The sequence below is a fragment of the Halomonas sp. Ps84H-12 genome (genome assembly GCF_024124725.1).
Taxonomy (GTDB): domain Bacteria; phylum Pseudomonadota; class Gammaproteobacteria; order Pseudomonadales; family Halomonadaceae; genus Vreelandella; species Vreelandella aquamarina.
This window is the reverse complement of sequence record NZ_JAMXSJ010000015.1, coordinates 16,247-29,806: the sequence shown is the minus strand read 5'-3', so window position 1 is coordinate 29,806 and position 13,560 is coordinate 16,247. Positions and strand designations below refer to the sequence as shown.

Below are 13,560 nucleotides of genomic sequence, written 5' to 3'. Positions count from 1 at the left end.
CCACCCGCAACGGCGGGCGGCCATAAAAGGATTAGGACTCAGCGCCCGCAAGGGGTGGCACCGGGAGGCCGCGCCTTGCGTAGAAGCTTTCCACAAAGGTCGTCAATGTACCCGCTTCGATTGCCGCGCGCAAATCAGCCATCACCCGCTGGTAGTAGCGCAAGTTATGGATGGTATTGAGCATGGAACCGAGCATTTCATTGCAGCGATCCAGGTGGTGCAGATAGCCACGGGAGAAGTTCTGACAGGTGTGGCAATCGCACTCTTCATCCAGCGGACGGGTATCGAAACGGTGCTTGGCGTTGCGGATCTTGACGGTGCCTTCGGAGGTGAACAGGTGGCCGTTACGCGCGTTACGCGTGGGCATCACACAGTCGAACATGTCCACCCCGCGACGTACGCCTTCGACGAGGTCTTCTGGCTTGCCCACGCCCATCAAGTAACGGGGCGTGTCGTCGGGCATCCAAGTGGGTAGGTAGTCGAGGACCTTGATCATCTCCTCTTTGGGCTCGCCCACCGAGAGGCCGCCAATGGCCAAGCCATCGAAGCCGATCTCCAAAAGCCCCTTGAGCGAGCGCTCACGCAGCTCTGGGTGCATGCCGCCCTGGATGATGCCGAACAGGGCAGAGGGCGAGTCGCCGTGGGCATCGCGGGAGCGCTTGGCCCAGCGCAGCGACAGCTCCATGGATTTTTCGGCCTCCTCAAAGGTGGCCGGGTAGGGGGTGCACTCGTCAAAGATCATCACCACGTCAGAGCCCAGCGAGCGCTGAACCGCCATGGACTCTTCCGGCCCCATGAACACTTTGCTGCCATCCACCGGCGAGCGAAAATGCACGCCCTGCTCGGTAATCTTGCGCATTTCGCCCAGTGAGAACACTTGGAAGCCGCCGGAGTCGGTGAGGATTGGTTTATCCCACTGGGCAAAGTCGTGGAGGTCGCCGTGGGCTTCGATCACATCGGTGCCGGGGCGCAGCCAGAGGTGAAAGGTGTTGCCCAGGATGATCTCGGCGCCAATCTCTTTGACCGACTCGGGCGTCATGCCCTTGACCGTGCCGTAGGTGCCGACCGGCATGAACGCAGGGGTTTCCACCGTGCCACGGGGGAAGTGCAAACGGCCACGACGCGCGCGGCCATCCTCGGCTAGGCGCTCAAAGCGCATAAAGCATTCGTTTCGCATCACAATAACTCGTTGTTCAATCGGTAAGCGCGTCGGTTAGCGGGTCAGCAGCATCGCATCGCCGTAGCTGAAGAAGGCGTAGCGCTCTTCAACTGCCGTGCGGTAGGCCTGCATGATGTGCTCATAGCCCGCGAACGCCGATACCAGCATCAATAGGGTGGATTCGGGTAGATGGAAATTGGTAATCAGAGCATCCACGCAGCGCCACTCGTAGCCGGGGTAAATGAAGATGTCGGTATCGCCACTGAACGGCGCTATCTGGCCATCGCTACTTTTCATGCAAGCGCTCTCCAGGCAGCGAACGCTCGTCGTTCCCACGGCGATCACGCGTTTACCGGCGGCTTGCGTCTCGCGAATCTGTTGGCAGGTCGAGTCGGTCACCTCGATCCACTCGCTGTGCATGTGGTGTTCGAGGATGTTGTCCACCCGCACCGGCTGGAAGGTGCCCGCACCAACGTGCAGCGTCACGAAAGCACTGTTGATGCCTTTTTCGGCTAGGGCGTCCAGCAGCGGCTGGTCGAAGTGAAGGCCAGCGGTAGGTGCCGCAACGGCACCATCGCGGCGGGCGTAGACGGTTTGGTAGCGCTCGCGGTCGCTCAGCTCGTCTTCCCGGGTGATATAGGGCGGCAGCGGCATATGGCCGTGCTTTTCCAGCAGCGCGATCATTGGCGTGTCGCCTAAAAAGCGCAGCTCGAATAGGGCGTCGCGGCGGCCTTCGACCACGGCGTGGATGTCGCCTTCGAAAATCAGCTCAGTGCCCGGCTTGGGCGACTTGCTTGAGCGGATATGCGCCAGCCCCCGGTGGCTATCCAGCGGGCGCTCCAGCAGCATTTCTACCTTGCCGCCGCTGGCCTTATGGCCATGCAGGCGGGCGGGAATCACGCGGGTATCGTTAAACACCAGCAGGTCGCCCGGCTCAAGTAGGTCCAGCAGGTCAGGAAAGCGGCGATGAGCCAGCGCGCCGCTTTGACCATCCACACACAGTAAGCGGCAATCACTGCGCTGCTCGGACGGATAGCGGGCAATTAGCTCATCGGGTAGCTCGAAATGGAAGTCCGCACGCTGCATGTGAATAAGCTCTTTTCAGTGGTCAAACAAGCCGCCTAGGATAGCGCTTTAGGTCGATAAAGTCAGCGATATGATTGACTTGACGGGCGATCTGCGTATAATTCGCCTCCATTGCCGGTGTGGCGGAATTGGTAGACGCAGCGGATTCAAAATCCGCCGCCTTTACGGGTGTGCCAGTTCGAGTCTGGCCACCGGCACCAAATTCAAGGGCCTAGTGTTTATCGCTAGGCCCTTTTTTTATGCGCGATGATCTTGTTTTTCTACAGGCTAGTCGCGGTAGGAGCTTGGTTGCTAGCGCCTTGCGTTAGTTTTTAGTTGGTGTGGTGCTGGTTATTATGCGTTTAGCCGTTTTATAGTGAAGGCTTATTTCTAGTATCCATTTAACGGTATGCCCATGGCCCAGTTTGAGCTGCATAGCCGCAATTTGGCCCCAGAGCAGGTGGCGCACTCCCACGATTTCCACCAGCTAATCCTGGCGACGTGTGGCGTTACCGAGCTTGCCATGGAAGGCCAAGGGGGGCGGGTCACCGCTCGCCGTGGCTGTTTGATCCCTTCGTCGCGCCATCACGAGTATCAAGGCGATGGCAGCAATCGAACGCTGGTGCTGGATATCCCTGTGCAGCACTTAGCCACCTTGGAAAAGGGTAGTGAGATTGAGCGCTTATTCGATAAGCCGCGTTTCTTTACCGTTCCACCTGCTTTAAATCAGCTCACCCATGCGCTTGCGCATCAGCTTGACCAATGCCCAGCACTGCAAAATGAGATCGCTGTGTTGCTACTGCGGGCGCTCTATATGTACCTGCAAGACGCGCCAAAACAGACGGCCGACCAGCTCGGGGTGCGCTGTATCAGTGAGCGGCTTGATCTAGAGCGGTTGGATGCCTGGCTAGACCAACATTTGGCGGATGAAGTGCGCGTTGAGCAGCTAGCGGCCCTGTGTGCATTAAGCCCTGGGCACTTTTATAGCTGCTTTCGTGAATTAACCGGGGTGACGCCGCTGGCCTATGTACAGCGCAGGCGGTTAGATCATGCGCGCACGATGGTTCGCCATAGCGCGCTGAGTCTTGGCCACATTGCCATGCTGGTGGGCTTTCGCGACCAAGGCAGCTTCTCCCGCGCCTATCGTCGTTACTTTGAGATTTCCCCCTCTTCTGACAGATAACGCCTGAACACGCTGCCTGCCTGACTTGCGGGCAAATTTGCCAGAGTTTCGGGCAAGCACACCCTTTTGCATCGTCGTAGTCTCAAGAGGATCCCCACCTTCCTTGGAGAGACCCCATGGGCGTGACCTATCAAGACAGCAATACTCGCATGAGCCAAGTGGCGATTCATAACGGCACGGTATACCTCGCAGGCCAAGTGCCAACGGATACCACCGCCGATATGCGTGGGCAAACTGAGCAAGTGCTTGCACGTATCGACCAACTGCTGGTGCAAGCGGGGACATCCAAAGAGCACCTAATTTCTGCTCAAGTGTGGGTCACCAGCATGGCGGAGTTCGATCAAATGAACCAAGCTTGGGATGCCTGGGTAGTGCCTGGCCGCCCGCCGGTGCGCGCCGCCGTGGAAGCCAAGCTGGCCAAGCCTGAGTGGAAGGTGGAAATCATGGTCATCGCTGCGCTGCTGGAGGCTTGATATGCAGGTCGTCTCGGCAGCGGAAGTCGCGCAATACTTAACTTGGCAGGGAGTCATTGACCGCTTACGGCACACCTTTGTGAACGGGGTAGAGTCGCCTCCTCGCCACCATCACGCCATGTACCGGCCAGATGGTGAAGCCACCATGCTGCTGATGCCCGCCTGGGAAGCCGCTGGCTATATTGGTGTGAAAATGGTCAACGTGTTTCCGCAAAACGCCGAGCACGGTATTCCCGCTATTTCCGGGCTTTACCTGCTCAGTGAAGGCAAGCACGGCCAGCCGCTGGCCTGTATCGATGGCAGTGAATTAACCCGCCGCCGTACCGCCGCTGCCTCTGCGCTGGCCGCCCAAGCGTTAGCCAATGAAGACGCCGAAACGCTGTTGGTCGTGGGCACAGGCAAGCTGGCCCCTATGGTGATCGAAGCCCACGCCAGCGTGCGGCCGATCAAGCGCGTGCTGATCTGGGGACGTAACCCCAGCAAGGCAACGGAGATTGCTGAGGAGTACGCAAGCCGTTTTGATACCCAAGTAGTAGAAGCATTACCCGCCGCCGTGGCGGAGGCAGATATTGTCAGTTGCGTGACGCTCTCCACCCAACCCATCATCAAAGGGGAGTGGCTAACCCCCGGAACTCACGTCGATTTAATTGGCGCGTTTCGGCCGCAAATGCGAGAAACCGATGCGCTTTGCTTGCGTCGCTCACAAGTATTTGTGGATACCTACGCCGGTGCAAAAGGTGAGGCAGGAGATATTCTGCAAGCGATTGATGAGGGTGAGTTCCAGTTTGAGCACATCCAAGCGGAGCTTGCTGAGGTGTTAACCGGTGCTAAACCTGGGCGCTCGGATAAAGACGCTATCACGCTGTTTAAATCGGTAGGGGCCTCCCTGGAGGATCTCGCAGCCGCGATTGAACTATGGGAATCACTGCCTAAACATCACTGATAAATCACGCTACAGGTCTGGCCGTACAACAACAATAAAGGCCACCACGCCCGTAGCACTGCAACGCCAGTCATAACGAAGACCATTAATAACCAAAACGAGGTGTGTTATGAACGCTAATCGCTCTTTGCTCTTCACTGCCCTCGCGGCACTTCCGCTGGCAGTGGCTAGCGCCACAGCCCAAGCCCAATCCTATGAAATGGTGATCGCCACCCAGCTACCGGAGGATATGAGCAATAACGAAATCTATCCGGCGCTGGTGCATTTTAAAAATCTCGTCGAAGCCCGTACCGATGGGGATCTTGAAGTCACTATCTTCGGCGGCGGCCAGCTCGGCTCTGAAGTAGAAAATGGCTCGGAAGTGCAGGGCGGCCGTACGTTGCAGTCCACCATCATGTCCGCAGGGGCCATGTCGTCGTTCTATGGCGACTACCAAGCGGTGACCGCACCGTTCCTATTTACCAGCTGGCGGCAAGCGTGGACGTTCTTTGATAGTGAGTGGTTTGCTGACTTTATGTCGGGCACCGTGGATGCCGCGAGCATGCGCTACCTAGGCACCTTCGATGATGGCGGCGGCTTCGTAGCCTTTACCAATAACGTCCGTTTGATCGAAACCCTGGAAGATCTAGAAGGGCTCAATATCCGCACCGAAGAGAACCCGGCCCACGTCGCCATCATGCGCTCGTTAGGGGCCTCCGCGACGCCGCTGCCCTGGGGCGAGCTGATCACCGCGCTGGAAACCGGCTTAGCCGATGGTCAGTTCAACGCGCCGGTCCTTAATACCACCTTCAATTTCGATGCAGTGACCGACTACACCACCCTCACCGGGCATGTGTACAACAGCGCGCCTTGGGTGGTGAGCGAGTCCTGGTACCAATCGCTGCCGGAAACGCATCAGCAGGCGGTGATTAGCTCGGCGCGTGAGGCCATTCAGCTCAGCCACGGCATGTCGGGCGCGTTAGCCACCGCAAGCTGGGTCGAATCCTGCGAACGCTTTGAAGCCTGCTACCTGATGCCCGATGCCGAACGTGAGCGCATGGCCGAAGTGGCCCGCCCCGCTTGGCAGGCGTGGATCGTGAATGACTTCGGGATGGACGAGGCGCGGGTGCAGGGCCTGTTGGATGAAGTGGAGCGCGTGGGCCAGCAGCTAGCGGAAGATGACCTGCGGATTTACGGACAATAACGGTAAGCGATTGATCAACGCTGGGGTCATGCGCCCCAGCGTGAGGAAAAAGCCATGGGCGTTTTAACTCCTTTGCGCCGCTTAAGCGACCTGGTGAATCAGGCCGCTATCGTGGTGTGTGTAGGCTGTATTTTGGCGATGCTAGGCATCTCTTTTACCGCATTTTTGTACAAACTGATCACGGGCAGTACGCTGAGCTGGACCTACTCGCTGGCGCGGCTGTTTTTGCCCTGGATTGGTTTTCTTTCCATGACGATTTCACTGCGCTACGGCGAACACGTCGCCATGACGCTGCTGGTGCGCAGCCTGCCTAAAGTGATGGTACAGGTGGCCGCCGGGCTGAGTTTGGGCGTTATTGGCCTATTTGCGCTCATGCTCACCTGGTACGGCTGGGACTATTTTACCAGCGCCACCCAGGTGTACATGGTGTCCGACCAAATCCGCATTCCTAGCAAGGTCACTGCCATTGTGGTGCCAATAAGCGGTGTGATAATGCTGCTGCACTTGGTACATGGGTTTGCACTGCTGGAACATTTTATTGATGAGCAGGACGTGATTGGCGAGCTTATCGACACCGCTGATGGGGAGCACCGCTCATGACGCCTGCGATTATTGCGTTTGTTGTACTGCTGTTTATTGGCGCGCCGGTGGCGGTTGTGATGGCGATGTCTGGGTTGGCGGGCGGTTTTGCGATTGGCGGCGAGCGCATGCTCGGCATCATCGCCGACCGCATGTTCTCTGGCGTCTCCGGCTTTCTGCTGATTGCCGTGCCCTACTTTATTTTCACCGCAGAGCTAATGAACCAGGGTGGGCTGACCCACAAACTGATCGCCTTCAACAATGCGCTGTTTGGACGGGTGCGGGGCTCGCTCTCCCATGTAAATATCTCGGTGTCGGTGTTTTTTGCGGGCCTAACGGGGGCAGCGGTGACCGATACGGTGGCCATCGGCAAAATCATGATCCCCGAGATGAAAAAGCAGGGCTACGATGCGGAGTATGCCGCAGCGGTGACCGCGTGCTCTTCGATCATTGGGCCGATTATTCCCCCCAGCGTGGTGATGGTGGTTTACGCCACGCTGCTGCGGGATATTTCGGTCATCGACCTGTTTGCCGGTGGCATTATTCCTGGCTTGCTGATGGCCGCAGCATTGTTGGGTGTCAGCTTCTTTTTAGCCTGGAAGCGCAACTACCCAAAACAAGCACCCACGCCGTTTAAGATGGCGATCATGTCGTTTGTGCTGGCGCTGCCCGCGTTGGTGGTGCCGATGATTATTCTAGGCGGCATTCTCTCAGGCCTAACCACCATCACCGAAGCGTCGGGGTTTGCGGCGGTGTACGCCATCGTGATCGGCGTGGTGTTCTACCGGAACCTGACCTGGCGAAAAATATGGGATGCGCTCGTCACGACGGTGCGCTTTTCCGGGGTGGTGTTTTTCCTACTGGCCACCTCGGCGGTGCTAGGCTGGTTTGTGACCCGTTCAGGCATCGCACGGGATGCAGCCAGTATCATCACCACCTTTAGCGACGCGGCCTTTGTGCAGCTAATGCTGGTCTGCCTGCTGCTGCTAGTGGTGGGAACGGTGATGGACGTACTGCCCGCGCTGGTGGTTATCGCGCCGGTGCTGGTGCCCGCGATGATTCAGCTTGGCTTTGATCCGCTTCACTTCGCTATTCTGATGATTGTGGTGCTCAATATCTCTAACGTTACACCGCCGGTGGGGATGACGCTAATGACCGCCGCGCGAATAGCGGAGGTGCCCTACGAACGGGCCATCGTAGCATCGCTGCCGTTTTACATCTCGTTTTTGGTAGTGATTGTGCTGCTGGCGGCCTTCCCGGCGCTCTCCACCTGGATACCGTCACTGCTGTGACCAGCTAAGGACTGCGACTCATGAAGTGTTTTTATCACCCAGACCAAGCGTTGCATGCGCCCCCCACGTTTCTGCTACGCGGCCAGCCCGCCGCCTCGCCAGAAGGCCCGGTGCGTGCCGAGCTACTGACGCAGGGGTTAGCAAAGGCTGGCTTAGTGCTCACTGCCCCGGAGGAAGTGGACTCTCCCAGGCTGCGTAAACGCCTGGAGCAGATTCACACGCCGCGTTATTTAACATTTCTAGAGACCATCTATACCCGCTGGCAGGCGCTGCCCAATGCTGCAGAGTTCGTGGCACCCAACATTCACCCCTGCGGCGGCGGCCACCACTACCCCCGCCACCCGATTGGGCAAGCGGGCTGGCACCTGCACGATATGGCCTGCCCGCTCAGCGCAACCAGTTTTCAAGGCGCGCTGGCCTCGGCCGCCACCGCAGAGGCGGCAGCAGAAGCGGTGCTAGACGGAGAAGCGATTACCTATGCGCTGTGCCGCCCGCCGGGCCACCACGCCGGGCCAGAACGCGCCGGCGGCTTTTGCTTGCTCAACAATTCGGCGCTGGCCGCCACCGTGCTGCGTGAACGCTTTGCCAAGGTGGCGATTATCGATGTAGACCTACACCACGGTAACGGCACTCAGGATATTTTCTACGCCAGAAGCGATGTATGGACCGGTTCGCTGCACGCCGACCCCAGTGATTTTTACCCGTTTTTCTGGGGCGGTGCCGACGAAGAGGGCAGTGACGAAGGTGTGGGGGCCAACGTCAATCTCCCCCTGCCGGTAGGCAGCGATGGCGAGGTCTATTTAGATGCGCTGGCGATCCTGATCGACCATCTGCAGCGCTTTGAGCCGGATGCGGTAGTGGTGGCACTCGGACTAGACGCCCATAAAGAGGACCCACTAGCGGGCCTTAACGTGGAAACCGAGGCGTTTATCGAGGTAGGCAAACGCTTGGCAGCGCTCTCGCTACCCATGGTGATTGTGCAGGAAGGCGGCTACCCCACCGAGCATTTAAGCGCCAACCTAGCGGCCTTTATGCAAGGGATTACCGCATGAGCAGCACCGGCTTTTACTGGCACGAACGCTGCTTTTGGCACGACCAGGGGGCTATTGGCGTGTTTTCTGCGCCCGGCGAGTTCTTGCAGCCCCAAGCCGCCTCCGAAAGCCCAGAGAGCAAGCGGCGGCTGAAGAATATTCTGGAAGTGAGCGGGCTGATTGATGAGCTTCACGTAGTGAAGCCGCCTGCCGCCACGCCGCCAGACCTGCTTCGCTTTCACACCCCGCGTTATTTAGATGAACTGCAAGCAGGGGATAAAGCACGGGGCGGCAACGGCGGCGACTGCGCACCATACATGCCCGGCAGCTGGGCGGCGGCGACTCACTCAGCGGGGCTAGCCATCGCCGCTGTGGAGGCCGTGGCACTGGGCGACGTGAATAACGCCTATGCGCTATGCCGCCCGCCGGGCCACCATGCCGAAGCCGACCAGGGCCGAGGATTCTGCTTGTTAGGCAATATCCCCGTCGCGGTGATGCGTGCCCGCGCGCTAGGCCAAGTCAAACGGGTGGCGATACTCGATTGGGATGTTCACCACGGCAATGGCCAGCAGGCGGCGTTCTATCACGACCCCGATGTCTTCACCGTTTCGATACACCAAGCGGCCAACTACCCGCTGGAAACCGGTGGTTTCGACGAGCAGGGCGAAGGGGCTGGGGTAGGCGCTAACCTTAACCTGCCGCTGCCCCCAGGCTGTGGCCTTGGGGCCTACGCGTATGCCATGGAAACAGTGGTGCTGCCCGCGCTGGAAGCGTTCAAGCCCGACCTGATCGTGGTGGCCTGTGGCTATGATGCCTGCGCCAAAGACCCGCTAGGCAAGATGCTGCTCAACAGCCAAGCCTTCGCCACCATGACCGCCCAAGTCAAGGCCGTGGCAGAGCGCTGCTGCAACGGAAAGCTGGTGGTGGTGCATGAAGGCGGCTACTCCGAAGGCTATGTGCCGCTCTGCGGCCATGCGGTCATCCAAACCCTCGCGGGCAGCAACACTGCTGTATTCGATCCGCAAAACGACGAAATTGCCGCCTGGGGCTATCAAGCGCTGCAGCCCCACCAGCAGGCGTTAATCGATGGCTGGCACCAACAGTGGGAGCAAACAACCCGATGACACCGCTTTATGATCGTGACGGCTGGATCTGGCAGGATGGCCAGTGGCTAGCATGGCGGGATGCCAAGGTACATGTATTCACCCATACGCTGCACTACGGCATGGGCTGTTTTGAGGGCGTGCGTGCCTACGCGGGGGCGCAAGGCTCGCAGCTGTTTCGGGTGGCGGAACATACCCGCAGGCTAGTGGAGAGCGCCCACGCGCTGGATATCCCACTGCCGTTTAGCGAAGCCGAACTGATTGATGCCCAGCGCGAAAGCCTGACTAAGAACGAGTTAAGCAGCGCTTATTTAAAGCCCACCGTTTTTCTAGGTGCGGAAGGCCTGGGGTTGCGCGCCCAAGGGCTAACCACCCATGTGATGATTGCCGCCTGGGATTTAGGGCCCTACATTTCCCCTCTCGCGGCGTCCCATGGCCTGCGCGCTCTAACTTCTTCCTGGGCGCGCCACCACGTCAATATCAGCCTGTGCCGCGCTAAAACCAGCGGCCACTACGTGAATTCGATGCTGGCGCTCAACACGGCAGTCAAAGCGGGTTTTGATGAAACCATCATGCTTGACCCCGAAGGCTATGTGGCCGAGGCTTCGGCGGCGAACGTCTTTTTACTGCGCGACGGCGTGCTACACACCCCAGAAGTGACCTCCTGCCTGCAGGGCATCACCCGCGATAGCGTCATTCAACTGGCTCGGGATGTGTTAGGCATTGAGGTGAAAGAGCGGCGGATTACTCGCGATGAGCTCTACACCGCTGATGAAGCCTTTTTAACCGGCACCGCCGCCGAAATTCTGCCGCTGAGGGAGTTGGATGGGCGCAGAGTTGGCACTCGCGCCGGGGCACCGCCACCCAGCGAGCCGATTGCGGCTAATAGCGTGACGGCTCAGCTGCAGCATCTCTACCGCAAAGCGGTGCGTGGCGAGTTAAAGGCTTACCAGCACTGGTTAACCCCGGCATAACCTTGAAATAGCCCCGGGGCAAGCGTCGCTAGCCGTGCTGCTGAATCGCCTTCTCCAGCGCGGCTAACCTACCAGGTTCCAGCGCTGCTTCCACTGCCGTAATACGAATTACGTTGGCCAGTTCCGGGTGGGCGAGGCGGGCAACCAATACGCCCTCAGCCAGCAGCTCTTGATGAACCGCCGCTGCCAATTCCGCGCTGGAGAGCCGAATGCCGATGAAGTTAGTCGCGCTGGGGAGCACGTCGGCACCCAAGCCGATAAAGTGCAGCGCCAGCTGTTCGCGGCGGGCTTTTACCGCTTCAATGTGCTGCTGTACTTCCTCAGGGTGATCGAGCACGACTTCAGCCGCGGCCTGGGTGAACGACGACACCGCGTAGTGAATACGCACTTTCATCATCATCGCCAGCACGTCAGCCTCGGCAATCGCGTAGCCAATACGCATCCCGGCAAGGCCGTGGGCTTTGGAGAGCGTACGCAGGCGAATCACCCCCGGCAGCGCTTTGCCGAGAAACTCGCTGCCCGCGTCGTCACGAAAATCGCCGTAGGCCTCATCCAGCAGCAGCCAGCACGCCTCCGGCAGCGCCTCGCGCAGCTTGAGAATCGCGCTATCGCTATGCAGGTGGCCGCTGGGGTTATCGGGGTTCGCTAAGTACACCAACCGCGCATCTTCTTGATGAGCCGCCGCCGCCAGCGCTTCTAAATCCGGGGCGAGTACGCCGGGGGCTTCATGGTAGCTGGGTTCAACCAAGCGGCAGCCCTGGCCTTGGGCGAAGTAACCGAAGGTGGGGTAGGTGCCTGCGGTGCTTACCACCGCATCGCCCGCCGTGCAGGTGGTGCGCAGCGCCAGGGCAATCAGGCTATCGGCACCGGCATCCACCAGCAGGTGCTCCAGGGGGATGTTCTGCTGTGCGCTCAAGCGTTGGCGCACCCCCAGTGCCTCGGCATCGCCATAGCAGTAAACGTGCTGCGTCACCGCATCGCCAAAGTGCTCCCGCAGGGCGCGATGGGGCATATCTAACCCCTCGTTAGAGCCCAGCCGGTGCGGAAGCTCCCGGCCCAGTTTACGCTCTAGCACTTTGATCCCCGGAAAAGGGTTTACGGGGCCTTCGCCTGTAAGGTGCGCGGGGTAGCGGGGCGTTGTATGCGAGGACATGGGCGAATCCTAAATATAAAAGTGGTTAGCTTAAAATCTTACCGCGATTCAGTAGTCGGTGTGGGTCAAGCGCGTGCTTTAGCGTCTGCATCAGTTCGATTTCCGCGCTAGAGCGGCAGGTGCTTAGCCAGGGGCGCTTCTCCAGGCCGATACCGTGCTCGGCAGAGATCGAGCCGCCCAGTGCGGCCAGTGGTTGATAAACCATGGCTTCTACTTCGCGGCGAACCGACAGCTCGGCACTTCCTGTACTCACGGAAATATGCAGGTTGCCATCGCCTAAGTGGCCAAACACTACCAGCCGAGCGTCAGGCCAGCGCTTGGTTAACTGCGCTTCCAGCGCATCGGTATAGCGCTGCATCTCGGCAATCGGCAGGCTGATATCGAAGGTCAATACGGGGGCAAGGCCTTTGACCAGGCCTTCGATATCCTCGCGTATCGCCCATAGGCCGTCGCGCTGGGTGCTCGACTGCGCCAAGACAGCATCGACGATCAGCCCGCTCTCTAGCGCGCTTTCCAGGGCTTCACTGAACTGGGTAGCGTTACGCTCGGCATCGCTGCCTAGCGATTCGGTGATCACATAGAAAGGGTGCTCAGGAGCAATCGGCGCCATGTGGCGGCCAAGCGTTTCCGTCAGCAAGCGGTAGTGATTCTGCCACATGACTTCGAAAGCACCCAAGCTGCCGCCCAGCGCTTTCCCCATCTGGCTGAGCAGCCCCGTCAATGCGTCGAAGGAGGGGCAGGCCACCATGGCGGTTTGTTCAAAAGGCGTCGGGGGCTGCAAGCGCAGCACGGCGCGGGTAACGATACCCAGCGTGCCTTCGCTGCCGATGAAGAGCTGCTTTAAATCGAACCCGGCGTTGTTCTTCAGCATCCGGTTCATGGAGCTGACCACCCGGCCGTCGGCCATCACGGCCTCTAGCCCCAGCACCTGTTGGCGCATCATGCCGTAACGAATCACCCGCACGCCCCCAGCGTTGGTGGCGATATTGCCGCCGATGGTGCAACTGCCCCGCGCGCCCAAATCCAGCGGGAATTGTAGGCCCACCTCTCTGGCGGCTTCCTGTACCCGCTGCAGCGGTGCTCCTGCTTGCACGGTCAGCGTCCCGCCCACGCGGTCTATCTCTTCGATGGCCGTCATGCGTTCGAGGGAGATCACCAGCTCGTCAGGACTAGCTTCGGCGCCATGCACCAGCCCCGTCAAACCACCGTGAGTCACGATTGGCTGCCTTGCCTCATAGCAGGCGCGCATCACCGCCGAGAGCTGTTCGGTATCCGCCGGACGGACGATGGCGCCTGCTTGGCAGGGGGCGCCGGTCATCCAATCCTCACGCCGACTGCTCACATCGTCGCCGGTCAATACATGAGGCGCGCCAACGATGGAGCGCAGCGTTTCCAGGGGTATTTGCATGTGGGTTCCTTCGC

Annotated in this window: 13 protein-coding genes and 1 tRNA gene; 10 read left to right on the top strand and 4 right to left on the bottom strand. The window is 59.4% G+C overall.

The genetic code is table 11. The annotated features are described in order from the left end of the window. Positions 1–31 precede the first annotated feature (31 nt). Positions 32–1,177, bottom strand: coding sequence for a tRNA guanosine(34) transglycosylase Tgt (tgt, locus tag NH344_RS09105; protein WP_044628914.1), 1,146 nt, complete (start codon positions 1,175–1,177; stop codon positions 32–34). 36 nt (positions 1,178–1,213) lie between these two features. Continuing rightward, complete coding sequence (gene queA / locus NH344_RS09100) at positions 1,214–2,245, bottom strand: tRNA preQ1(34) S-adenosylmethionine ribosyltransferase-isomerase QueA (protein WP_137093022.1); 1,032 nt, start codon at positions 2,243–2,245, stop codon at positions 1,214–1,216. Between the two features lie 113 nt (positions 2,246–2,358). Here queA and NH344_RS09095 point away from each other — a divergent pair. The 10 genes from NH344_RS09095 (at position 2,359) to NH344_RS09050 (ending at position 10,985) form a co-directional block, all read left to right on the top strand. After that, positions 2,359–2,445: transfer RNA gene (locus NH344_RS09095), tRNA-Leu, on the top strand. A 194-nt stretch (positions 2,446–2,639) separates the two neighbouring features. Next, positions 2,640–3,407, top strand: a complete 768-nt coding sequence (locus tag NH344_RS09090; RefSeq protein ID WP_054641706.1) for an AraC family transcriptional regulator — start codon at positions 2,640–2,642, stop codon at positions 3,405–3,407. Positions 3,408–3,523: 116 nt separating this feature from the next. Next, positions 3,524–3,880 carry a RidA family protein gene (locus NH344_RS09085; RefSeq protein WP_054641707.1) on the top strand — a complete coding sequence of 119 codons (357 nt, stop codon included), beginning with the start codon at positions 3,524–3,526 and terminating at the stop codon, positions 3,878–3,880. A gap of 1 nt (position 3,881) precedes the next feature. Next, positions 3,882–4,823, top strand: coding sequence for an ornithine cyclodeaminase family protein (locus NH344_RS09080; protein ID WP_089675748.1), 942 nt, complete (start codon positions 3,882–3,884; stop codon positions 4,821–4,823). A 109-nt stretch (positions 4,824–4,932) separates the two neighbouring features. After that, positions 4,933–6,006, top strand: coding sequence for a TRAP transporter substrate-binding protein DctP (gene dctP / locus NH344_RS09075; RefSeq protein ID WP_253027811.1), 1,074 nt, complete (start codon positions 4,933–4,935; stop codon positions 6,004–6,006). 54 nt (positions 6,007–6,060) lie between these two features. Continuing rightward, complete coding sequence (locus tag NH344_RS09070) at positions 6,061–6,606, top strand: TRAP transporter small permease subunit (protein ID WP_253027810.1); 546 nt, start codon at positions 6,061–6,063, stop codon at positions 6,604–6,606. After that, on the top strand, positions 6,603–7,877 hold the full coding sequence (locus NH344_RS09065; protein WP_253027809.1) for a TRAP transporter large permease: 1,275 nt from the start codon (positions 6,603–6,605) through the stop codon (positions 7,875–7,877). The genes NH344_RS09070 and NH344_RS09065 overlap by 4 nt, the downstream gene beginning before the upstream one ends. A gap of 20 nt (positions 7,878–7,897) precedes the next feature. Continuing rightward, positions 7,898–8,929, top strand: a complete 1,032-nt coding sequence (locus tag NH344_RS09060; protein ID WP_253027808.1) for a histone deacetylase family protein — start codon at positions 7,898–7,900, stop codon at positions 8,927–8,929. Beyond that, entirely contained in the window at positions 8,926–10,032 is a 1,107-nt protein-coding gene (locus NH344_RS09055; protein ID WP_253027807.1) for a class II histone deacetylase, read from the top strand. The genes NH344_RS09060 and NH344_RS09055 overlap by 4 nt, the downstream gene beginning before the upstream one ends. After that, positions 10,029–10,985, top strand: coding sequence for a branched-chain amino acid transaminase (locus NH344_RS09050; protein WP_253027806.1), 957 nt, complete (start codon positions 10,029–10,031; stop codon positions 10,983–10,985). The genes NH344_RS09055 and NH344_RS09050 overlap by 4 nt, the downstream gene beginning before the upstream one ends. Positions 10,986–11,013: 28 nt before the next feature. Here the strand turns inward: NH344_RS09050 and NH344_RS09045 are convergent, their stop codons facing one another. Continuing rightward, complete coding sequence (locus NH344_RS09045; RefSeq protein WP_253027805.1) at positions 11,014–12,138, bottom strand: aminotransferase class I/II-fold pyridoxal phosphate-dependent enzyme; 1,125 nt, start codon at positions 12,136–12,138, stop codon at positions 11,014–11,016. A gap of 25 nt (positions 12,139–12,163) precedes the next feature. Then, the gene (locus NH344_RS09040) at positions 12,164–13,546 is read right to left on the bottom strand and encodes an FAD-binding oxidoreductase (protein ID WP_058579885.1); all 1,383 of its coding nucleotides are present in this window, start codon (positions 13,544–13,546) and stop codon (positions 12,164–12,166) included. Positions 13,547–13,560 lie beyond the last annotated feature (14 nt).